At 67.5% G+C, this 21,687-nt stretch carries 15 protein-coding genes and 2 rRNA genes (1 of these 17 running past the window's edge); 7 read left to right on the forward strand and 10 right to left on the reverse strand.

Translation table 11 applies throughout. From position 1 onward, the window contains the following. Positions 1-43: 43 nt before the first annotated feature. The 4 genes from GQ674_RS19280 to glyQ form a co-directional block, all read right to left on the reverse strand. On the reverse strand, positions 44-3,886 hold the full coding sequence (locus GQ674_RS19280; RefSeq protein ID WP_159498495.1) for a translocation/assembly module TamB domain-containing protein: 3,843 nt from the start codon (positions 3,884-3,886) through the stop codon (positions 44-46). Then, entirely contained in the window at positions 3,883-5,667 is a 1,785-nt protein-coding gene (locus tag GQ674_RS19285; RefSeq protein ID WP_201290185.1) for an autotransporter assembly complex family protein, read from the reverse strand. Before GQ674_RS19285 ends, GQ674_RS19280 begins: the two co-directional genes overlap by 4 nt. Before the next feature lie 280 nt (positions 5,668-5,947). Next, positions 5,948-8,044 carry a glycine--tRNA ligase subunit beta gene (gene glyS, locus GQ674_RS19290; protein ID WP_159498499.1) on the reverse strand — a complete coding sequence of 699 codons (2,097 nt, stop codon included), beginning with the start codon at positions 8,042-8,044 and terminating at the stop codon, positions 5,948-5,950. Further along, positions 8,041-8,952 carry a glycine--tRNA ligase subunit alpha gene (glyQ, locus tag GQ674_RS19295; RefSeq protein WP_159498501.1) on the reverse strand — a complete coding sequence of 304 codons (912 nt, stop codon included), beginning with the start codon at positions 8,950-8,952 and terminating at the stop codon, positions 8,041-8,043. Before glyQ ends, glyS begins: the two co-directional genes overlap by 4 nt. A gap of 116 nt (positions 8,953-9,068) precedes the next feature. Here glyQ and GQ674_RS19300 point away from each other — a divergent pair, with 116 nt between their 5' ends. From GQ674_RS19300 to GQ674_RS19310, 3 genes are all read left to right on the forward strand, one after another. After that, complete coding sequence (locus GQ674_RS19300; RefSeq protein ID WP_201290186.1) at positions 9,069-10,919, forward strand: GspE/PulE family protein; 1,851 nt, start codon at positions 9,069-9,071, stop codon at positions 10,917-10,919. Then, positions 10,891-11,610, forward strand: a complete 720-nt coding sequence (locus GQ674_RS19305) for a glutamine amidotransferase (RefSeq protein WP_128098101.1) — start codon at positions 10,891-10,893, stop codon at positions 11,608-11,610. The genes GQ674_RS19300 and GQ674_RS19305 overlap by 29 nt, the downstream gene beginning before the upstream one ends. A 130-nt stretch (positions 11,611-11,740) precedes the next feature. After that, a complete protein-coding gene (locus GQ674_RS19310; protein WP_128098102.1) occupies positions 11,741-12,643 on the forward strand; it encodes a BPSS1780 family membrane protein in 903 nt (300 codons plus the stop codon). 154 nt (positions 12,644-12,797) lie between these two features. On the opposite strand, the gene tatC is transcribed toward GQ674_RS19310, so the two are convergent. The 4 genes from tatC to GQ674_RS19330 form a co-directional block, all read right to left on the reverse strand. Then, positions 12,798-13,544 (reverse strand): twin-arginine translocase subunit TatC, encoded by a 747-nt coding sequence (tatC, locus tag GQ674_RS19315; RefSeq protein WP_038685419.1) that lies wholly within the window; start codon positions 13,542-13,544, stop codon positions 12,798-12,800. After that, positions 13,541-14,095: a Sec-independent protein translocase protein TatB gene (gene tatB / locus GQ674_RS19320; protein ID WP_159498503.1), complete on the reverse strand. Its 555-nt coding sequence runs from the start codon at positions 14,093-14,095 to the stop codon at positions 13,541-13,543. The genes tatC and tatB overlap by 4 nt, the downstream gene beginning before the upstream one ends. Before the next feature lie 15 nt (positions 14,096-14,110). Next, a complete protein-coding gene (gene tatA / locus GQ674_RS19325) occupies positions 14,111-14,338 on the reverse strand; it encodes a Sec-independent protein translocase subunit TatA (protein ID WP_038685414.1) in 228 nt (75 codons plus the stop codon). Positions 14,339-14,413: 75 nt separating this feature from the next. After that, positions 14,414-15,304 carry a YSC84-related protein gene (locus tag GQ674_RS19330; RefSeq protein ID WP_159498505.1) on the reverse strand — a complete coding sequence of 297 codons (891 nt, stop codon included), beginning with the start codon at positions 15,302-15,304 and terminating at the stop codon, positions 14,414-14,416. A gap of 186 nt (positions 15,305-15,490) precedes the next feature. On the opposite strand from GQ674_RS19330, the gene hemH reads away from it, so the two are divergent. The 4 genes from hemH to GQ674_RS19350 all read left to right on the forward strand — a co-directional run bounded on the left by hemH (position 15,491) and on the right by GQ674_RS19350 (position 19,477). Then, a complete protein-coding gene (hemH, locus tag GQ674_RS19335; protein WP_159498507.1) occupies positions 15,491-16,453 on the forward strand; it encodes a ferrochelatase in 963 nt (320 codons plus the stop codon). After that, entirely contained in the window at positions 16,450-17,298 is an 849-nt protein-coding gene (locus GQ674_RS19340) for an alpha/beta hydrolase (RefSeq protein ID WP_159498509.1), read from the forward strand. Before hemH ends, GQ674_RS19340 begins: the two co-directional genes overlap by 4 nt. A 236-nt stretch (positions 17,299-17,534) precedes the next feature. Continuing rightward, the gene (locus GQ674_RS19345) at positions 17,535-17,696 is read left to right on the forward strand and encodes a hypothetical protein (RefSeq protein WP_159498511.1); all 162 of its coding nucleotides are present in this window, start codon (positions 17,535-17,537) and stop codon (positions 17,694-17,696) included. 14 nt (positions 17,697-17,710) lie between these two features. Continuing rightward, on the forward strand, positions 17,711-19,477 hold the full coding sequence (locus tag GQ674_RS19350) for a methyl-accepting chemotaxis protein (RefSeq protein ID WP_159498513.1): 1,767 nt from the start codon (positions 17,711-17,713) through the stop codon (positions 19,475-19,477). A 497-nt stretch (positions 19,478-19,974) separates the two neighbouring features. On the opposite strand, the gene rrf is transcribed toward GQ674_RS19350, so the two are convergent. Both rrf and GQ674_RS19360 read right to left on the reverse strand, forming a co-directional pair. Further along, positions 19,975-20,089 (reverse strand): 5S ribosomal RNA (gene rrf / locus GQ674_RS19355). A gap of 168 nt (positions 20,090-20,257) precedes the next feature. Then, positions 20,258-21,687, reverse strand: a 23S ribosomal RNA gene (locus GQ674_RS19360) (it continues 1,449 nt past the right edge of the window).

Consider the following 21,687-nt stretch of genomic DNA (forward strand, 5'->3'; position numbering starts at 1 on the left):
GGCCCCCAGCCTGGCATGACCGCGCACGCGCGGTCATGCCAGGCTACTTTTCGCGCCGCCAGTTCAACGACCCCCGGTTTTCCACAGTGCTCGATTCCACTTCCACGTCGAAGCCGCGCCGCAGCAGGTACTTCAGGGTCAGCACCGAGCCGCTGCCGACCAGCGACACGCCGTAGCCGACATACAGCTTGGGCGAGATGTACTTGCCGACGCCGATCACCGAGCCCCCCAGCGCGCGCGACTGGCTCACCCCGGCATCGTCCAGGCCCAGCTTGGCACCCAGCTGCGAGGCCAGCAGGCCGCTGCCGGCCGAGATCGCCGCCGAGGCCGCGTTGACCTGCTGGGCCTGGTCGCTGCTGGCCCCGGTCAGGCTGCGTCCCAGCACCAGGTAGGCCAGCGCCTCGGACTGCGACATCGCCGGGGTCGACCACACATCCACCCGCGGCGACTGCGCGCGGCCGGTGACGTCGATACCGGCCACCACGTCGCCGATGGTGCGTTCGGCGCGGATGTTGATGCGCGGATCGGCCACCGCGTTGTAGTTCCAGCTGAGGTTGCCGCGGGTGATGGTCAGGTCCTGGCCATAGGCCTTGTAGCGCCCGCTGACCTCCAGCCCGCCGTTGGCGGTCATTTCGCGGCCCGGCCGCGACCACACCTGCATCTTGCCGCCCAGCGCGCCCTTCAGGCCGAAGCCGCTCATCTTGACCTTGTCGCCCAGGCTGACGGTGAGGTCCATGTCCAGCGGCGAGGTCGGGGTTTCTTCCGGATCCACCGGGTCCAGCACCACCACGTCCTCGGACACCGAGGTGCCGCGGTCCAGGCGTTCCAGGTCGAGGTCGGCCTCGGGCACGTGCACGCTGCCACGCAGCTGCATGGCGGTGCCGGCCAGGGTGAAGTCAAGGTTGGGGTTGGCGATCACCCGCAGTTCGGGGGTATTGGCCAGCAGCACGTTCTCGCCGTGGATGTGCAGCTGCAACGGCTGTGCATCACCGAACCACGACAGCCCGCCATCGACGAACAGCGTGCCCTGGCCCGAATTGGCCTGCGCGGTGATCTTGGCCGAACCATCGGGCTGTGCGGTGAAGCTGCCCTTGCCCTCGTCGAAGGTCAGTCCCAGCGCCGGGAATTCGCCCTTGAACTTGCTCAGCGTGGCCTCGCCACCCAGCGACGGGGTGCCGCGCGTGCCGCGCAGGCTGACGTGGCCTTCGATCAGGCCGGTCGGGCGCACGATGTCCGGCGAGAACAGCTCCAGCCAGTACAGCCGCGCGATGTTCATGTACAGCTCGCCGGTGAGCGGCGCATTGGCATCCCACCCGGTCTGCACCTTGGCGTCCACGAAGCCGTCGCCCTGGAAACCGACACCGAGCTTGGCGTTGATCTGCGCCTGGGTCATTTCCACGTCGGCGGAGAAGTGGTCGTAGCGCACCAGTTCACCGCGCGCGTTGTCGCCCAGGCGGATGCCGCCCTCCATCGAGGCCACCTTGAAGTTGCCTTCAAAGGCGTTGCCACGCGGGCGGATGCGGCCATCCAGGGTCAGTTCGCCGCGCAGGTACATGCGACGCCCCGACTGCGGCGGCAGCCACGGCTGCACCAGCGCCAGCGGCAGTGCATCACCGCGCACCAGCAGGCCTTCGCGCGGCCAGTTGGCGCTGGCGCACAGCGCCCCACCGGTAGCCGCGCCCAGGCACGCATCGCTCAGGGTGAAGGTGCTGCCCTGCACGCTGAAGGTGGCCGGCGCCCGCAGGCTCCACGCATCGCCCTTCATCGGGGCGATGCGCAGCGCGGTCAGGTCGCCACGCCACGCCTGGCCCTGCTGGCGCACGCCGCCGCTCAGGGCGACAGCGCCAAGCTCGTTCCTGGTCTGCGCATCCAGGCGCAGGTTGGACAGGCTGCCGCGCGCATCCACGTTCAGCGTGTCCAGCAGCATGCCCACCTGCACCTTGCGGCCCTGCACCGCCAGCGTGCCGCTGTCGCCCTGCCACGGCAGGCGGCCCTTGATGCTGATCGCCTCGGCGCTCCAGTCATTCCAGCGCAGGCCGTTGCCCACCAGGTCGGCACTGATGTCCGGCGCGGTGCGCGGCCCCTTCACCAGCACGTGGCCGCGCAGGCTGCCGGTACTGCCCGGCAGCAGGTCGTCCAGGTTCACCGGCTCCAGCTGCGCGTCGATATCCAGCCGGTCGCCCACCGCGCCCTTCGCGGTCAGGCGGCTGTTGCCCACCGCCAGTTTCACGTTGCCCTCGCCCTGCGTACCGCGCAGCGCGAACTTGCCCTGTGCATCCACCGTGCGCTTGCGCAGCATGCCCTTGATGCCAGGCACGTCCACGGTGGCTTCATACGCGCCTGCGGTACCGGCGGGGCTGCCGGCCGGCGGCGGCAACTGCCGCCCCTTGGAGGCCAGCGCGCCGGACAGCTTGCCATCCCAGCCCGGTGCGAAATAGCCCGGGTCGAACCCGGCCAGCTTGGCGGCCACGTCCCAGTCCAGCTGCGGCGCCCAGGCCACCTGGCCGGTCACGTCCAGCGACCCGCCCGGGGTACTGGCCAGCAGCTGCTTGATCGACGCGGCCTGGTCGTTGCCGCGCACATCGAAGGTCAGGTCGGCGGTCTGCTTTTCGCGCTCCACCGAGGCATTGCCCACCGCCGCCCAGTTCTTGAGCGTACCGGCCAGGCCCATCCGCGCCTCTTTGAGCGTCACCGGCACCGGCGCGGCGGCACCGGCGGTGGTGGTGTCGGCGGCCGGCACGAAGGTCAGGTCGTTGGCCACGATCGAGAAGCGCAGGCTGGCGTTCTCCTTGTCGGTGAAATCCGCCTTGCCCTGCAGGCGCGCCTGGCCACCGAAGGCTTTGACCTGCAGCGGCGCCACGGTCAGCACCTGGTCGGCCAGGCCCACCTTGGACGGTGCCAGTTCCACCGCGATGTCGCCCTGCTTGAAGCTGCCTTGCAGATTGGCTTGGCCGCCCTTGCCGTCGGCCTTGAAGTCCAGCGCCATCGGCGTGCTGGTGCCGGCATCCATGCCCGGTACCAGCAGCGACAGATCCAGCTCACGGGTACGTGCGCTGGCCGTCCACACCGGGTCGGTGCGGCCGTCGAACACCACGCTGGCCTGCAGCGGCGCCGGCGCGTTGCCGGCCACCGCCACTTCCATATGGCCCAGGTCGCCGCGTGCCACCAGGCCCAGCCGCGCGGGCGTGCGCCCCAGCGGCGCCGGCAGGCGCGCGCCGATGGTGATGTCGGTGTCGTAGTCGCTGCGTGGCAGGTAGCGCCCGTCCACGCGGAAGTAGCCCAGGTCGCTGTCGATCTTGAGCTGGCTGGCGCGGAATTCGCCGTTGGCGATTTCCACCCCGCCGCGCAGCGTGTCGATGGCGATCAGCGGCTGCTGCGCCTGGGTGATGCGGAAGCCATCGATGATGATGGTGTCGGCCTGGATCGCCAGCGGCATTTCAATCTGCGGCAGCGAGTCCGGCCACGACGGCAGTTCGAACGGCTCATCGCTCTTGGCCAGGTTCAGCGAGGCGTTCTTGAGCTGCAGCGCGTCCAGCTGCAGCTTGCGGCCGAGCAGCGGGCGGATGTCCGGATCGAGATAGGCGCGCTCGGCGGTGAAGTGGATGTCGTCGTAACGGAAATCCAGGTCGTGCAGCACCAAGGGCCCGGCAACGGGGCCATCGACCTTGCTCCAGGTCAGCGTGGCGCCCACGGGCAGCCGCGCCACCACCTGGGCCAGCAGCACGTCGCGACCGGCCACGGTCTGCAGCAGCCAGTACACCAGCAGCAGCGCCAGCAGCACCAGGCCCAGCACGGTGAAGCCCGACCACGCCCAGAAGCGGCGCTTGCGGTAGAAGCGCACGCGCGGCGGCGGCGTGGCGGGTGCGGACGGGGTCGGCGTGCTCACAGGTCCGCTCCGATGTTCAGGTACAGCTGGAACTGCGAGTCCGGGTTGTTCAGACCGTGCGCGACATCCACGCGCACCGGACCCACCGGGGATTTCCAGCGCACGCCAAAGCCCACACCGGTATGCAGGTCGATGGTGTTGTCGAACGCGCTGCCGGTGTCGACGAAGACCGCCGCACCCCACGGGCCGCCCTTGAAGTAATGCTCATACTCGGCCGAGCCGACCACCAGGTTCTTGGCACCCAGCGCGAACTTGTCCGGCGCCGGCGTACGCGGCCCGACTTCGCGGAACGCGTAGCCGCGGATGCTGCGGTCGCCACCGGCGAAGAAGCGCAGGCTGGGCGGCATCGCCACCAGGTCGCTGGTCCAGGTGGTGCCGCCTTCGCCGCGCAGGATCAGGCGGTCGCTGTCGCCGATCGGCACGTACCAGCGCAGCACCATGTTGGCCTGCACGAAACTGGTGTCCGAACCCACGCCTTCCACGCCACCGCGCAGCGTCGCGCTGCCGCTGATGCCGCTGCGCGGGAACAGCTCGTCGTCCACGTTGACGTAGTCGGCCACCAGCTGCGGGTAGACCAGGGTCGAGGTGTTGTAGAGCGCATCGTTGAACTCGGTGCCCGACGCGTAGCGCCAGCGCTCGCGGAGCGCGTTGATCGAGGCGATCGCCGTCCAGTGTTCGTTGATTTCACCGCTGCGGCTGGCCGACAGCTTGAAGTTGCGCAGGTCGATGTAGTCGGTCTGCTCATCGTAGGCACTGGCGGTGAAGGCATACCAGCCATCCAGCCAGGTGAAGGCCGGAATGCGGTAACTGGTGACCAGACTCTTGCGCTTCTGCGCATAGTCCAGCTGGGTATTCATCTTGTGGCCGCGGCTGTTCAGGAACCGCCGCTCCAGACCACCGCGCACACCGGCGCCGCTCTCGCTGCCGTAGCTCAGACCGGCGGTGTAGATCGAGCGCTTGGCGCGGGTCAGGTTGACGTCCACCGGCACATCACCGTTGGCATCGGCCTGGTCCGGGCGTGGCTGGATGTCGATCACGCTGAAGTAGTCCAGCTTGGTCAGCGATTCGCGCAGGCGGTCCAGCTTGCCTTCGTGGAAATAGCTGCCCTTTTCCCAGTACACCAGCGGGTCGAACAGCGTGTCGACGAAGTAATCCTGGTGGAAGCGGATGTCGCCCATGTTGTAGCGGCGGCCGCTGTCCCAGGTCAGGTCGATGTCGGCGGCATTCTCGGCGCGGGTGACCTGCACCTGGCGCTGGGTGTAGTCGGCATCGAAGTAGCCGCGTTCGGCCAGCCGCCGGGTCACGGTGATCTTGCTGGCTTCGTACTGGGTGTGTTCGAAACGCTGCCCCTTGCGCGGCTTGAACTTCTCCAGGTCTTCCTGCAGGTACTGGTCCAGCTGCGCCGGCCCGGTGATGTCGATGTGCTCGCGCCGGACCAGCGTGGGCGGGCCCTTGTCGACCTGGATCACCACGCGCAGGTTCTCGCCCTCGCGCGGGCTGTCCACCTTGATCACCGGGTTGTAGTAGCCGAACGGCTCCAGGGCTTCACGGGTCTGGCGCTCGGCCTGGGACAACAGATACTCCAGCCGCGACTCGCCCTGGGGCTTGCCGATGGTGTCGTACAGCGACAGCGAGACCTCGATGTTCTCGATCATCTCGGCGTCGTCGCCCTTGTCCAGTCCTTTGATTTCCACCTTGTCGATGGTCCCGCGTGCGTGTGCCACCGAGGCGGTGACCAGCGACAGGAACATCAGGGGAAGGGCGTAATTCTTTGGCTGCATGGGGACAGCATAACGGGCCATTGCGAGCATGCGAAATCGGCGGGGCTGTTTCAGAATGACGGTGAAGGCCCCGTTAAAATCGCGCAGAACATCGGCTACGTCGTTTTTCACCCGGTCGATGCCGACACCTCGCCGGACTGGTCCGTCCACACGCGTGCGCGGCAGTGCCAACGCGGCCGACATTCGCTCACATGACAGGCCTGAAACGCAGAAGGCGCGAGCGGCCGGGGCCGTCGCGCCTTCTGCGTTACCACCTGCGGGCAGGGCTGCCCGCCACGCCTCAGCTGGACAGGTGCTCGATCGCCGCCACGCTGCCCAGGCGGTCGCCCAGGCGCTTGAGCAGCGCCAGGCGGTTGCCACGCAGCGCCGGGTCTTCGGCATTGACCATCACCGCATCGAAGAACGCGTCCACCTGCGGGCGCAGGCGCGCCAGGCGGTTCAGCACGCTCACGTAGTCCTTGTGGTGCAGGCTGGCGTTGCTGTCGTCGATGGCCGCTTCCACCGCCTCGGCCAGTTCACTCTCGGCCGGTTCGGCCAGCAGCGCCGGGTCGACCATGCCGGGAATGTCACCCTCGGCCTTGCGCAGGATGTTGCGGATGCGCTTGTTGGCTGCGGCCAGCGCATCGGCTTCGGGCAGCGCCGCGAAGATGCCGATGGCGTCGATGCGGCGGTCCAGGTCATACAGCGACGCCGGCTTCAGCTCGGCCACCGCGTTGAAGTGCGTGGCCGGCACGCCCTTGTCGGCGTAGTAGCCGCGCAGGCGGTCCAGAATGAAGTCGTACAGCTCCTGCGGCAGCGCCTCGGTCTTGCGCTCGGCACTGGGCTGCACGGCGGCCGGCAGGCCGGCCAGGGCGCTGTCCACCAGCGCGCGCAGGTCCAGGTCGAACCCCGATTCGATGATCGTACGGGCCAGGCCCAGTGCATTGCGGCGCAGCGCGAACGGGTCCTTGTTGCCGGTCGGCTTCAGGCCTGCGGCGAAGCCACCGGCCAGCGTATCCAGCCGCTCGGCGATGGCCAGCACCTTGCCCAGCGCCGACAGCGCGATGTCATCGCCGCCAAAGCGGGGCTGGTAAGCCTCGTCGATGGCCAGCGCAACCTCGGGCGACTCGCCGCCGGTCAGCGCGTAGTGCCGGCCGGCGATGCCCTGCAGCTCCGGGAATTCGTTGACCATGCGCGACTGCAGGTCGTTCTTGGCCAGCAGCGCGGCGCGCTTGGCCAGCACCGGATCGGCGCCTACCTGCGGGGCGATCACCCCGGCCAGCGCCACCACCCGGCCCACCTTGTCGGCCACGCTGCCCAGCTTGGCCTGGTAGGTCACGGTCGTCAGGCCGTCGCCCATCGACTCCAGGCCCTGCTTGAGGTCCTCGTCGAAGAAGAACTTGGCGTCGGAGAAGCGCGGGCGGATCACCCGCTCGTAGCCCTTGGCGACCTCGTTCACGTCCTTCGATTCGATGTTGGCGATGCCGATGAATTTCTCGGTCAGCTTGCCGCCGGCATCGAGCACCGGGAAGAACTTCTGGTTGATCTCCATCGTCTCGATCAGCGCTTCCTGCGGCACCGCCAGGAATTCGCGCTCGAAACTGCACAGCACCGGTGCCGGCCATTCCACCAGGTTGACCACCTGGTCCAGGTTGTCATCGGTGATCCGCGCCTGGCCACCGGCCTTGGCCGCGGCGGCGTTGACCTGTTCGACGATGCGCGCACGGCGCACGTCGGCGTCCACCAGCACGAAGGCGGCCTGCAGCGAGCTGATGTAGTCCTCCGGCGAGGACAACCACACGGTCTTGTCGTGCATGAAGCGATGACCGCGGCTCATGCGGTCGGCCTTCAGGCCCAGCACCTCGGCCTCGATGATCTCGGTGCCGTGCAGCAGCACCAGCCAATGCACCGGGCGGGCGAACCCGTAGGCGTGGCTGCCCCAGCGCATCGGCTTGGGGATCGGCATCGCCGCGATCGCCTCGCGCAGGATCTCCGGCAGCAGCGCGGCGGTGCGCGCGCCCGGGGTGGTGGAACGGTGCACGAAGCGCTCGCCCTTGGCGTCGCTGGTGCGTTCCAGCGCGCTCCAGTCGATCCCGGCCTTGGCCGCGAAGCCCTGCAGCGCCTTGGTCGGCTGGCCCTGGGCATCCAGCGCGATGTTCAGGTACGGGCCCAGCACTTCGCTATGCTGTTCGGGCTGCTCCACGGCCACGCCGGGCAGCAGCACGGCCAGCCGGCGCGGGGTCGACAACGGCTTGGCATCGCCGCGTTCGACGGCCACGCCCCGCTTGGCCAGGCCATCGACCACGCCATCGAAGAACGCCTGGGCCAGGCCCGGCAGCGCCTTCACCGGCAGTTCTTCGGTGCCCAGTTCAATCAACAGCGGCTGCATCGTGCTCATGCCTGCACCTCCTTGGCGGCGACGGCTTCGAGGCGCTTGGCCTCGTACAGCTTGGCCACCGCCTGGGCCAGCGCGCGCACGCGCAGGATGTAGCGCTGGCGCTCGGTCACGCTGATCGCACGGCGCGCGTCCAGCAGGTTGAAGGCGTGGCTGGCCTTGCACACCTGCTCGTACGCCGGCAGCGGCAGGCCCACATCGACCAGCTTCTGGGCTTCCTTTTCGCAGGCGTCGAAGCGGTGGAACATTTCCTCCACGTCGGCGTATTCGAAGTTGTAGGTGCTCTGCTCGATCTCGTTCTGCAGGTACACATCGCCGTAGGTCACCGGCGTGCCGTCCGGCCCGTAGGTCCACACCAGGTCATAGACGTTGTCGCAGTTCTGCAGGTACATGCACAGGCGTTCAAGACCGTAGGTGATCTCGCCCAGCACCGGCTTGCACTCCAGGCCACCGGCCTGCTGGAAATAGGTGAACTGGGTGACTTCCATCCCGTTCAACCACACTTCCCAGCCCAGGCCCCAGGCGCCCAGCGTCGGCGATTCCCAGTTGTCCTCGACAAAGCGCAGGTCATGCACCAGCGGGTCGATGCCCAGCGCCTTGAGCGAATCCAGGTACAGCTGCTGGATGTTGTCCGGGCTCGGCTTCATCGCCACCTGGTACTGGTAATACCGCTGCAGGCGGTTCGGGTTCTCGCCGTAGCGGCCGTCGGTGGGACGGCGCGAGGGCTGCACGTACGCGGCATTCCAGCTTTCCGGACCGATCGAGCGCAGGAACGTGGCCGGGTGGAAGGTGCCCGCACCGACCTCCAGGTCGAGCGGCTGGATCAGCACGCAGCCCTGCTGCGCCCAATACTGGTTGAGGGTCTGGATCAGGCCCTGGAAAGTGATGGGAACGTTCGTGGTGACGGACATGCGGCGGATTCTTGCCTGCAGGAGGGGTGCGCTAGTATAGCCAGCGACCGCGTTGCCGCCTTCCGGACGGCCCACCCCATTACCGCGCGCCTGGCGCGCTTCGAGGACTTTGGCGGATGGATCAGCGCCCCCCGGTACCTTTCGCCCACGCCGCAGGCCCCGGGCCCGCCGCGCCGGTGCCGTTGCCGCCGGGCCGGCTCAGCTTCGACCAGGTGGCTGCCGCGCTGGTGGCCGATGGCCTGGTGGCCGCGACCGACCTGGAGCGCATCCGTTTTTCGGCCCAGGGCGCGCGCAACGCCAGTGAAGTGCACCCGCTGGTGCTGCTGGCCAACCTCAAGCTGGCCGCCGCCGCTGGCGGTGAACTCGGGCTGGAGCGGCTGACCGAATGGCTGGCCACCCGCACCGGCAGCCGCTACCTGCGCATCGACCCGACCCGCGTGGACGTGGCCTCGGTGACCGCCGTGGTGTCCCATGCCTACGCACGCCGCCACCGCTTCCTGCCGCTGGCGGTGGACAGCGAGCGGCTGCTGGTGGCCACCAGCGAGCCGCTGGTACAGGAATGGCTGAGCGACCTGCAGCACCTGACCCGGCGCCGCATCGAGCTGGCGATGGTCAACCCGCTCGACCTGCACCGCTACACCATGGAATTCTTCGGGGTCACCCGCTCGGTGCGTGGCGCGCGCGGCGACGTGCGCGGCGAAACCAACGGCACCCTGCCCAGCTTCGAGCAGCTGGTGGAACTGGGCCGCGCCGGCGACGTCAACGCCGACGACCAGCACATCGTGCACATCGTCGACTGGCTGCTGCAGTACGCCTACGAACAACGCGCCTCGGACATCCACCTGGAGCCACGCCGCGACATGGGCCGCATGCGCTTCCGCATCGACGGAGTGCTGCACAAGGTGTTTGAAGTGCCGCCGGCGGTGATGACCGCCGTGGTCAGCCGCATCAAGGTGCTCGGGCGCATGGACCTGGCCGAGCGCCGGCGCCCGCAGGACGGCCGCATCAAGACCCGCTCGCCGGGCGGCCGCGAGGTCGAAATGCGCCTGTCCACCATGCCCACCGCGTTCGGCGAGAAGTGCGTGATGCGCATCTTCGACCCGGATGCCGCGTTCAAGAGCATCGACCAGCTCGGCTTCAGCCCGCAGGAAGCGGCCGGCTGGACCGCCCTGGTCGAGCGTCCGCACGGCATCGTGCTGGTCACCGGCCCCACCGGCTCGGGCAAGACCACCACCCTGTATTCCACGCTCAAGCGGCTGGCCACCCCGGACGTCAACGTGTGCACGGTGGAAGACCCGATCGAGATGATCGCGCCGGAATTCAACCAGATGCAGGTGCAGACCAACATCGACCTGGATTTCGCCAGCGGCGTGCGCACCCTGCTGCGGCAGGACCCGGACATCATCATGATCGGCGAAATCCGCGACCTGGAAACGGCGCAGATGGCGGTGCAGGCCTCGCTCACGGGTCACCTGGTGCTCTCCACCCTGCACACCAACGACGCGCCCTCGGCGATCACCCGCCTGCTCGACCTGGGCGTGCCGCACTACCTGCTGGCCTCCACCCTCAACGGCATCCTGGCCCAGCGCCTGGTGCGTACCCTGTGTCCCAACTGCAAGGTGCCGCGCCCGCTCAGCGCGGCCCAGTGGGCCGTTCTGGCTGATGCCGATGAAGCATTACCTGAGTCACCCACGCCATATGCACCGGCCGGCTGCATCGACTGCCGGCGCACCGGTTACCTGGGCCGGGTAGGGCTGTATGAGTTGCTGCCATTGGGTTCGCGCCTGCGCAGCCTGATCCGCGCCGACATGGATCTGGCCGCTTTCAACCGTGCCGCGCGTGCTGAAGGGCTGCGAACCCTGCGCCGCGCGGGACTTGAAAAGGTGGCCGCAGGGCTGACTACAATCGAGGAAGTCCTGTCAGTGCTGCCGCCCCCGGATGAATTCCGCCCCGTTCCTGATTCTTGAAACCGGCCAACCCGTCGCCTCGCTGCGTCGGTACGGGCGTTTTCCGCATTGGATCCGCGTCGCCGCCGGGCTGGATGCCGACGAAACGGTGGTGGTGGACGTCGAACATGGCGGCGCCCTGCCCGACCACCGCCACTTCGCCGGGGTGATCGTCACCGGCTCGGCCGCCTACGTCACCGATCGTGCCGACTGGAGCGAGCGCAGCGCGCAGTGGCTGCGCGGCGCGGTCCACGACGACCGCCCGGTGTTTGGCATCTGCTACGGCCACCAGCTGCTGGCGCATGCCCTGGGCGGCGAGGTGGCGTACAACCCGGCTGGCCGCGAGTCCGGCACCATCGAGCTGGCCCTGGACCCGTCGGCCAGCAGCGACCCGCTGTTCGCCGGCCTGCCCGAGCGCTTCCCGGCCCACGCCACCCACATGCAGACGGTACTGCGCGCACCGGAGGGCGCGTCGATCCTGGCGCGCTCGGCGCAGGACAACTGCCACGCCTTCCGTTTCGGCCGCCAGGCCTGGGGCGTGCAGTTCCACCCGGAGTTCGCCACCCACCACATGCGCGGCTACGTACGCGCCCGCGCCGAGTGCATCCGCAGCCACGGCGGCTGCGCCCGCAGCGTGGCGCGCGGGGTCAGCGCGGCCCCATTGGCGCGGCAGCTGCTGCGCCGTTTCGTGCGCCAGGCCCGCAACGCCTGAGCCGCCTTCCGGGCACTGCGACGCAGCGTCCCGGCGGTGGGGCCCGGCCTTCAGGTGGCGCGTCCGGAAAACAGGGATAATCGAACGGATTCGGGGCGGCTGCGCCCCTCCCCCCTGCTTCCGGAATGGTATGAGCGAGATTCGCAAGCTGCCCGCATCGGCCGGCGCCCAATGGCTGCTGGACGCGTTTTCCCTGTATGCCCGCGCACCGATGCAACTGGCCGTGATCGGCGTGGTGTGGATGCTGACCACCTCGCTGATCCTGCTGCTGGCCCAGCTGCTGCCGGGCTGGTTGGGGCTGATGGTGCAGTTGTTGTCGCTGGCGGTGGGCCCGCTGATGTTCGGCGGCATGTTGTGGGCCGTAAGCGAGATCGACCAGGGCCGTCCCGGCCTGCCGACCCACCTGCTGCAGCCCATCCGCGACCGTCGCGTCACCCACCTGCTGGTGCCGCTGGCGATCCAGCTGATTGCCATCGTCGCCCTGGGCACGCTGCTGTTTGCGTTGATCGGCAGCGAGGGCTTCAGCGCCTTCAACGACCTGTTGCACCGCGCGCAGGAACTGCAGCAGTCCGGCAAGCAGCTCAGCAACGAAGAGACCCTGGCGTTGATGGCCAACGTGCCGGTCAAGCGCATCATGCTGTGGATCCTGATCGCCTTCGCCACCTTCGTGGCGCTGAGCATGGCCATGTTCGCGCAGCCGGCGCTGGTGGTGTTCGACCGCCAGAGTGGCATGCATGCGCTGCGCATGAGCCTGCAGGGCTGCATCGAAAACTTCCCGGCCATGGCCGTGTTCATGGTGCTGGGCCTGATCGCGGCGATGTGCATCTACTTCCTGGTGTTCGTGCTGATGCAGGTGGCGCTGCTGCTCGGCGGCATGGGAGCGGCCGCCTTCGTCATGCAGCTGTCGATGACCACCGTGATCATGCCGCTGTACGTCGGCGCGGTATACGCCGCCTGGAAGCAGATGTTCGCGCACCGCGGTCGCACGCCGCCGCCGGTGCCGGGCGGCCCCGGCAATGTGTTCGCCGCCTGATCGACCACAAAAAACCCCGGCAAATGCCGGGGTTTTTGTTCACGACACCCACCACCGCGCCGCGTGCGGGGCGTTGGTAGAGCCGACCGTTGGTCGGCTGCCGTTGCCCGGCTAACCGTGCGTCGGCGAACCACCGGCCGACTACCGCGTCCGATTACCCCGCCGGCTTCACCACCGACGAGGGCACCAGCCACCGCGCCGCGTGAATGCCCAGCTCGTACAGCACGCACATCGGGATGGCCAGCAGCAGCTGCGACACCACGTCCGGCGGCGTCAGCACCGCGGCCACCACGAAGATGCCCACCACCGCATAGCCGCGGCTTTCCTTGAACTGCTGCGGCGACACCCAACCCAGCAGCACCAGGATCACCATCGCCACCGGCAGCTCGAAACTGGTGCCGAAGGCGAAGAAGATCGCCAGCACGAAATCCAGATAGGCATTGGCATCCGGGGTAATCGCAATCACTTCGGGGCGGAAGGTGGTCAGGAAGTGGAAGACCGCCGGCAGCACCAGGAAGTAGGCGAACGCGCAGCCCAGGTAGAACAGCAGCACCGAAGATGCCAGCAGCGGCACCGCCAGGCGCTTTTCGCGCGCATACAGACCGGGCGCCACGAACGACCACAGCTGGTACAGCAGCCACGGCACGGCCACGAACAGGGCCACGAAGAAAGTCAGCTTCAACGGCGCGAAGAAGGCGCCGGCCGGGTTGGTCGCGATCATCGTCTGCCCGTTGGGCAGCTGCGAGATCAGCGGCTCGGCCAGCCACGTGTAGATCTTGCGCGAGAACGGCAGCAGCACCAGCAGTACCGCGAGCAGGCCGACGATCGCGCGGACCAGGCGCGCACGCAGCTCGATCAGGTGTTCCACCAGCGAGCTTTCCGGGTACTCGTGTTCGCTCATCGCGGTGCCTGCTCGTCGCGCGGCGGCGGCGCGTCCTGTGCGGTGTCGGGGTGGGGCGCGCCAACCGGCGCCGGTTCCACCGTATGGGCCGCACGCGGCGCAGTGCCATCGATGCCGGGCGGGGCCATCGCGTCACGCACCGGCTCGGCCACCTCGATGGGATCGTCCGCCACCACGTGCTGGGCAACGCTCGCCGGGGAGCCGGGCGCGGGGCCGGTCATCACCGGTTCGTCCGCCGCGGCGGCCACGTCATCGCCACGTCGGGCCACGTCCTGGCGCATCAGCTCGGCTTCGCGGCGCACCGCTTCACCGCTGGCGCGCAACTGCGCCTCGGTGTCCTGCACCGATGCCTGCACGTCGCGGAACTGCCGCTTGATCTCATCGGCGTGCAGTTCCCGCTCCAGTTCCTGCTTCACCGAATCCCACTGGGTGCGTGCACGCCGCACCCACAGCCCGGCAAAGCGCGCGGCCTTGGGCAGGCGCTCGGGACCGAGCACGACCAGGGCCACGACCGCGATGACCAGCAGTTCACTGAAACCGATATCGAACACGCCCGCCGGTCCCGATCAGCGCGGGTCGCGATCGTGCTCGGTCTGCGACGTGGTCGTCGAGTCCTGCGGGCGCGAGGCGTCGTTGAGCTGCGCCTTCGGCTTGTCCTCGTCGTGCATGCCCTTCTTGAATTCCTTGACGGCGCTGCCAAGGTCCTTGGCGCCGCTGGTCAGCTTCTTGGTGCCGAACACCAGCAGAACGATGACCAGCACGACCAACCAATGCCAGATGCTGAAACTGCCCATGAGCCGCTCGCGTTACGTAGTGATCAGACGGTTGAGCATAGCGCACCGGGTGTTAGCCGGCGCGCGTGACGAAAGTCAGTTGCCGTCCAGCGATTCGGTGCGTACTTCACCCTCGCCCACGGACTGGAAGCCCTGCTGGGCGGTGGGCTGGGCCGGGGTCGGCTGCAGCGGTGCCGTGGTCGCACCGGACGCCGGTGCCTGTTCAGCCATGGGTGCGGCGACCGGAGCGGCCTGGCGCGCGGCCGGGGCCGGTGCGCTGCCGGCGGTGCCACGCTTTTCGCGGGCGGTGTAGGTGGCTTCTTCCAGGCGGTCGCGGAAGGCGACCACGTCGATCGACGGCGGTTCGCCCATGCGGCCCTCGAACACCATGCGCGGCGTGGTGTTGCTGCCGTAGGCGTCCAGGTTGGCGGCATCGTCGATCTGCAGCACCGCGCCGTCCAGCGCAACCCCGGCAAACAGGCCGCGGGCACGCGACCACGACCAGATCTCGGCCTTCAGCTGGCCATCGGTAGCCGCCGCCGCGTTGCGCCCGACCGGGCCGGCCGCCACGCCGGCATCGGCGCCGAGGGTGAACTTGCCGTTGACCAGGTTGTCCAGGCTGCGGTCGTTGCGGAACACCAGCACCACGTCCGAGGACTGCACGCCGGCCTGGAAGCCGATGCTGCCGCCGGTGAGCTTCACGAAGACAGGGTTGGACCAGCTGCCATCGGCGTTCTTGACCGACATCAGGCCATGTCCGCGGCGCCCGCCGATGACCAGGCCGGCCTTGATCGTGTCGGGAATGACGACAATCGCGCGGCCTTCGTCCAGCAGCTTGTCGGGGATGCCCTGTTCGGGGATGTTCTGGATTTCATTGAGCACACGCACCGCATTGCGGGCGCGCTGGTCTTCCTGTGGTCCGGCCATTGCCTGGGTGGGCAGCAGCAGGCTGGCGGAGATCAGCAGTACAAGGCTGAGGCGGCGCATGGGTGGGCTCCAGAAGTCGATCACACAAGATAGCGGTAGGTAGGACCATTGGTCGATACGCTTCCCGACGTTAGAAGCCCGGCGATGAATCGGCAATGAGTGATGCCGTCTATTGATATACCCAGCGCATCACAACGATGGCGCGAATCCATCCCGCCAATCGCCCAGACCTGCGAGAATGGGCCCATGCTCGACGCACCCGACACCGCCGTGCTGGCGGTCAATCTAGGCACGCCCGAGACGCCAACCGCCCCGGCGGTGCGTCGCTACCTTGCTGAATTCCTCAGCGATCCGCGCGTGGTCGCGATCCCGGCGATACTGTGGAAACCCTTGCTGTACGGGCTTATCCTGCCCCTGCGCAGCGGTCGCTCGGCCGCCAAGTATGCCCAGGTGTGGCTGCCCGACGGCTCCCCGCTGATGGTCTACACGCGCCAGCTGGCGGAGGCCATGCAGGCGTTGATGCCCACCCTGCGGGTACGCCATGCGATGCGCTACGGCGCCCCCGCACTGACCGCCGAGTTGGACCGGCTGGCCGACGAAGGCATGCGCCGGATCGTGGTGCTGCCGCTGTATCCGCAGTACTCCACCACCACCACCGCCTCCATTGAAGACCAGGTGCGCGCGTGGCAGCCGCGCCACCCTGCCGTCACCGTCACCCTTGTGCGCGATTACGCGGTGGACCCGGACTGGGTGGCGGCCGTGGCCGGCAGCATCCAGCAGGCGTGGCAGCAGCACGGGCGCGGCGAGAAGCTGGTGTTTTCCTTCCACGGCATCCCGCAGCGCCTGGCCGACGCGGGCGATCCGTACCCGCAGCGCTGCGAAGCGAGCGCGCGCGCCATCGCCGACGCACTGGATCTGCCCGACGACGCCTGGCAGCTGACCTACCAGTCGCGCTTTGGCCGCGAGAAGTGGCTGCAGCCCTATGCCGAACCCACCATGTGGGCCATGGCCGAGAGTGGCGTGCGCCGCATCGACGTGGTCTGCCCCGGGTTCGCCACCGACTGCCTGGAAACCCTGGAGGAAGTGGCGCTGGGCTTCACCGAAACCCTCGCCGCGCGCGGCGCGCAGATGCGCTACATCCCCTGCCTCAATGCGGCGCCCGAACACGCCCTGGCGTTGTCGCGGCTGAGCATCGCCGCGCTCGCATGACCCTCCAGCCCTTCGCGCTGGAGGTGCAGGGCGTGCACGCCGCTGGGCTGCGTGCGCCACAGCGCGAGGGCACGCGGGTGCTGGCCCTGCACGGCTGGCTCGACAACGCTGCCAGCTTCGTACCGCTGGCAGCGCAGCTAACGGCGCTGGACCTGGTCGCCCTGGACCTGCCCGGCCACGGCCACAGCGCCCACCTGCCGCCGGGCACCCAATACAACACGCCCGGCGCGATCTGCCACGTGCTGGATGTCGCCGATGCGCTGGGCTGGGACCGCTTCACCCTGCTCGGCCATTCGATGGGTGCCGGCATCGCCAGCCTCACCGCCGCCGCCGCCCCCGAGCGGGTCGAGCGTCTGGTGGCGATCGAAGCGCTCGGCGGCCTGCGCGGTCCCGAGGATGAAACCGCGCAGCGGCTGCGCGACCACGTGCGCGCCGCCCGCGCGCTGCCGGGGAGGAACCTGCGGGTGTTTGTCGACCTGGCCGCGCCGATCCGCGCACGGATGATGGCCAACCAGCTCAGCGAGCCCTGCGCCCGGTTGCTGGTCGAGCGCGGGGTCAAACCGGTCGAGGGCGGCTACAGCTGGTGCAGCGACCCGCGCCTGATGCTGCCCACAGCGGTGCGCCTGAGCGAAGCGCAGATCGACAACCTGCTGGCGGCGATCGAGTGCCCTACCCAGGTGATCTACGCCACGCCCGCGCAGTCGTACTATCCCGAGCCCCTGCGCAGCCAGCGCATCGGCCTGCTGCGCGATGGCCGGCTGTCCGTGTTCCCCGGCACCCACCACCTGCACATGGAACACCCGCAGGTGGTGGCCGAGGTCATCAACGCCTTCCTTGCCGGCTGACGGCCCCATCGGTTGCGTGTCCCGCGTCGTACCGCGTCCAGCCCCTGCCGACTGCCCTGCGGCATCCTGACGCACTCAACTTCCCGGTCGCCCGGCCGATACCCGTAAGGCAGACCGGCACGTTCGGCCTGTGTCGCCGCTTGCTCCGCCGTAGCGAAGCCGCGCATCACTCCAAGGCTTCAGGGAAGGTCGTCGCAATGCCGTGTTGGCCGTGCCATCGCCCACAGGACCGGGCCATGCCGGCGGTGTTCCGCACCGTCGACGCGTCGGTATCGACCGCGCGCGGCATGCGGGCCTCTTCCCTCCTCGTCTTCCCCGCAGCGCCCACCGCATCGACGGTGACCGGCGCGCCATTGGCCTGTCCGCGTCCGCGCGCGACCGGCCGTCCCTGCTTCTGAATCCCGGAGTCGCCATGTCTGCCCTTCCGCTTGTTGCGCCGCGCCCACCCGACCGTGCCCGCGCGCCCCGTCCGCCTACCCTGTTGCCGCGCCTGGACGGCACCGTCGCGGTCGCCGCCGCCCTCCTGCTGGCCGCTGGTTGCAGCACGGCGCTGTGGCAGCGGCAATGGGGGGTAGCGCTGACCGTCCTTGTGGCCACGGTGCTGCTGGCCGTGCTGGCCCTGCGTACCCGCCGGCAGGCCCAGCGCTGGCAGCGCGACCTGCAGCAGGCCGACGCCGCCGCGCGCGCCCTCGCCGACCAGCAGCAGCATGCCGCCACCGTGCATGCCGAGGACGCGCAGATCCACCGTGCGCTGGATGTCTCGCGCACCGCGATGATGATCGCCGACAACGACCACGTGATCCGCTACGTGAACCGTTCGGTGGTGACGCTGTTGCGCAACCAGCAGGCCAGCCTGCGTGAGGCGTTCCCCGACTTCGACGTCGACACGCTGGTGGGCAGCAGCATCCATCGCTTCCACGTCAACCCCGATCGCATCCGCGCCATCCTCAACACGTTGCAGCAGGTGCACCACGGCCGCGTGCGGATCGGCCCGGTGCATTTCGCCCAGGTGGTGACGCCGGTGTTCGATGACCATGGCCAACGCCTCGGCTTTGCCGTGGAATGGCATGACCGCACGGCGGAACTGCAGCTGGAAACCGCCGTGGCCGACATCGTCGCCGCAGCCGCCAAGGGCGACCTGGACCGCCGCCTGCCGTCGACCGAGGGCACGGCCAGCTTCCTCGACGGCCTCACCGGCGGCATCAACCAACTGCTGCAGAGCGTGGGCGGCACCGTGGGCGAGGTGCGCCGCGTGCTGGCGGCGTTGGCCCGCGGTGATCTGGACCAGCGCATGCACGGCCAGTTCGAGGGCGCGTTCGCCGCCATGCAGCGTGATGCCAATGCCACCGCCGAACAGCTCACTGCCATGGTGCAGCGCATCCAGCAGTGCACCGGCGCGATCGCGCAGGCCGCCGGCGAGATTGCCAGCGGCAACAGCGACCTGTCCGAGCGCACCGAGCGCCAGGCCGCGCACCTGGAAGAAACCGCCGCCTCGATGGAGGAGCTGACCTCTACCGTGCGCCAGAACGCCGAGCATGCGCGCCAGGCCAGCACGCTGGCTCAGGGCGCCCAGGACGTGGCCGGCCGCGGCAGCGCGGTGGTTGGCCAGGTTGTCACCACCATGGAGGCGATCCAGACCGCATCGCGGCGGATCGGCGACATCACCCGCGTCATCGACGGGATCGCGTTCCAGACCAATATCCTGGCGTTGAACGCGGCCGTGGAAGCAGCACGTGCCGGCGAGCAGGGCCGTGGGTTCGCAGTGGTAGCCAGCGAAGTGCGCACCTTGGCGCAACGCTCGGCCGAGGCGGCCAAGGAGATCAAGGGCCTGATCGATGCCTCCGTGGAGCAGGTCGCCGACGGCGCGCACCTGGCGCAGGATGCGGGCAGGACCATGGCCGAGATCGTCGGCAGCGTCGCGGCGGTCAGCGGCATCATGGCCGAGATCTCATCGGCATCGCAGGAGCAGGCCAGCGGTATCGACCAGGTCAACCAGACGGTGGTTCAGATGGACGATGCTACCCAGCAGAATGCTGCCTTGGTTGAGGAGGCCAGCGCTGCAGCACGCCTGCTGGAAGAACAGGCGGCAGAGCTGAGCGAAGCAGTCGCGGTGTTCCGGCATGGACAGACCACGCAGACGGCAGCGCCGGTACGGCGTGCAATCGCCGCCGTAGCCTGAGGAGAGCCTCCCGGTTGGCCCGCGCATGGCACGGGCAGCAGGGTAGACAACAAAACGGCGCCCGTGAGGGCGCCGTTTTTGTTTGTGTGTGACCCTGGGGGTAGAGCCGACCGTTGGTCGGCTGCCCTGTGACACCTTCGGTGGTAGAGCCGACCGTTGGTCGGCTGCCCTGCGACACCTTCGGGGGCAGAGCCGGCCGTTGGTAGCCTCCACGGGTACTCAGAGCTCCCCCCATGCCTTCCGCTGAGAGGCGCACGCGTTCGTTAGGGCCCAGCGCTGTTCGGCAGGGATATTCCACGTACACCACAACGCCATTACCACGTGCAGCCGACCACCGGTCGGCTCTACCGGTAGGGTCGCGCGTTGCTCGGCAGGGATATTCCACGTGCACGCAACGCCATTACAGCGTGTAGCCGACCAACGGTCGGCTACACGGGGGCGCGAAACGCACAAAGAAAAAACCCCGCTGCGTGAGCAGCGGGGTTTTGGGGTATAAACCCTGGCGATGACCTACTCTCGCATGGCTTGAGCCACACTACCATCGGCGCAGCTGCGTTTCACTTCCGAGTTCGGGATGGGATCGGGTGGTTCCACAGCGCTAATTTCACCAGGGAGGCTTTTGGAGTGTCGCCGCAGAGCGTGTCTTTGCAGGGAGCGGGCACGGATGTGCCGGCTTTACAAAGAGACGCGTCTGGGCGCCTGCCTCTCGTTTGGTCTTGTGACGTAGCGTGCACTTGGATCTATCGACATGTCATGTCGGCCAAGGCAACTTGAGGTTATATGGTCAAGCCACACGGATCATTAGTATCAGTTAGCTCAATACATTGCTGTACTTACACACCTGACCTATCAACCACATAGTCTATATGGTTCCTTCAGGGGGCTTGTGCCCCGGGAGATCTCATCTTGAGGCGCGCTTCCCGCTTAGATGCTTTCAGCGGTTATCGCTTCCGAACATAGCTACCCGGCAATGCCACTGGCGTGACAACCGGAACACCAGAGGTTCGTCCACTCCGGTCCTCTCGTACTAGGAGCAGCCCCTCTCAAATCTCCAACGCCCATGGCAGATAGGGACCGAACTGTCTCACGACGTTCTGAACCCAGCTCGCGTACCACTTTAAATGGCGAACAGCCATACCCTTGGGACCGACTACAGCCCCAGGATGTGATGAGCCGACATCGAGGTGCCAAACACCGCCGTCGATATGAACTCTTGGGCGGTATCAGCCTGTTATCCCCGGAGTACCTTTTATCCGTTGAGCGATGGCCCTTCCATACAGAACCACCGGATCACTAAGTCCTAGTTTCCTACCTGCTTGATCCGTCGATCTTGCAGTCAAGCACGCTTATGCCTTTGCACACAGTGCGCGATGTCCGACCGCGCTGAGCGTACCTTCGAGCTCCTCCGTTACTCTTTAGGAGGAGACCGCCCCAGTCAAACTACCCACCATACACGGTCCCCGATCCAGATTATGGACCCAGGTTAGAACGTCAAGCACGACAGGGTGGTATTTCAAGGATGGCTCCACCACAGCTAGCGCCATGGTTTCATAGCCTCCCACCTATCCTACACAGACGAACTCAACGTTCAGTGTAAAGCTATAGTAAAGGTTCACGGGGTCTTTCCGTCTTGCCACGGGAACGCTGCATCTTCACAGCGATTTCAATTTCACTGAGTCTCGGGTGGAGACAGCGCCGCTGTCGTTACGCCATTCGTGCAGGTCGGAACTTACCCGACAAGGAATTTCGCTACCTTAGGACCGTTATAGTTACGGCCGCCGTTTACTGGGGCTTCGATCAAGAGCTTCGCCTTGCGGCTGACCCCATCAATTAACCTTCCAGCACCGGGCAGGCGTCACACCCTATACGTCCACTTTCGTGTTTGCAGAGTGCTGTGTTTTTGATAAACAGTCGCAGCGGCCTGGTTTCTGCGGCCCTCTTCAGCTATAGCTCGCATGAGCCACCAAAAAGGGCGCACCTTCTCCCGAAGTTACGGTGCCATGTTGCCTAGTTCCTTCACCCGAGTTCTCTCAAGCGCCTGAGAATTCTCATCCTACCCACCTGTGTCGGTTTACGGTACGGTCTGCGTAAGCTGAAGCTTAGGAGCTTTTCCTGGAAGCGTGGTATCAGTGACTTCGCCTTAAAGGCTCGTCTCGGTGCTCGGTCTTGAAGAATCCCGGATTTGCCAAAGATTCAAACCTACCTCCTTT

The sequence above is a fragment of the Stenotrophomonas sp. 364 genome, assembly GCF_009832905.1.
Taxonomy (GTDB): domain Bacteria; phylum Pseudomonadota; class Gammaproteobacteria; order Xanthomonadales; family Xanthomonadaceae; genus Stenotrophomonas; species Stenotrophomonas maltophilia_AP.

Excerpts from the sequence above, each read along its gene's own strand:
- tatC (WP_038685419.1), bottom strand. The coding sequence starts at position 13,544 with ATGAGCGAACACGAGTACCCGGAAAGCTCGCTGGTGGAACACCTGATC.
- glyQ (WP_159498501.1), bottom strand. The coding sequence starts at position 8,952 with ATGTCCGTCACCACGAACGTTCCCATCACTTTCCAGGGCCTGATCCAG.
- hemH (WP_159498507.1), top strand. The coding sequence starts at position 15,491 with ATGCTCGACGCACCCGACACCGCCGTGCTGGCGGTCAATCTAGGCACG.
- GQ674_RS19330 (WP_159498505.1), bottom strand. The coding sequence starts at position 15,304 with ATGCGCCGCCTCAGCCTTGTACTGCTGATCTCCGCCAGCCTGCTGCTG.
- GQ674_RS19310 (WP_128098102.1), top strand. The coding sequence starts at position 11,741 with ATGAGCGAGATTCGCAAGCTGCCCGCATCGGCCGGCGCCCAATGGCTG.
- GQ674_RS19345 (WP_159498511.1), top strand. The coding sequence starts at position 17,535 with ATGCCGGCGGTGTTCCGCACCGTCGACGCGTCGGTATCGACCGCGCGC.
- GQ674_RS19285 (WP_201290185.1), bottom strand. The coding sequence starts at position 5,667 with ATGCAGCCAAAGAATTACGCCCTTCCCCTGATGTTCCTGTCGCTGGTC.
- GQ674_RS19300 (WP_201290186.1), top strand. The coding sequence starts at position 9,069 with ATGGATCAGCGCCCCCCGGTACCTTTCGCCCACGCCGCAGGCCCCGGG.
- GQ674_RS19350 (WP_159498513.1), top strand. The coding sequence starts at position 17,711 with ATGTCTGCCCTTCCGCTTGTTGCGCCGCGCCCACCCGACCGTGCCCGC.
- GQ674_RS19340 (WP_159498509.1), top strand. The coding sequence starts at position 16,450 with ATGACCCTCCAGCCCTTCGCGCTGGAGGTGCAGGGCGTGCACGCCGCT.
- glyS (WP_159498499.1), bottom strand. The coding sequence starts at position 8,044 with ATGAGCACGATGCAGCCGCTGTTGATTGAACTGGGCACCGAAGAACTG.
- GQ674_RS19305 (WP_128098101.1), top strand. The coding sequence starts at position 10,891 with ATGAATTCCGCCCCGTTCCTGATTCTTGAAACCGGCCAACCCGTCGCC.
- tatA (WP_038685414.1), bottom strand. The coding sequence starts at position 14,338 with ATGGGCAGTTTCAGCATCTGGCATTGGTTGGTCGTGCTGGTCATCGTT.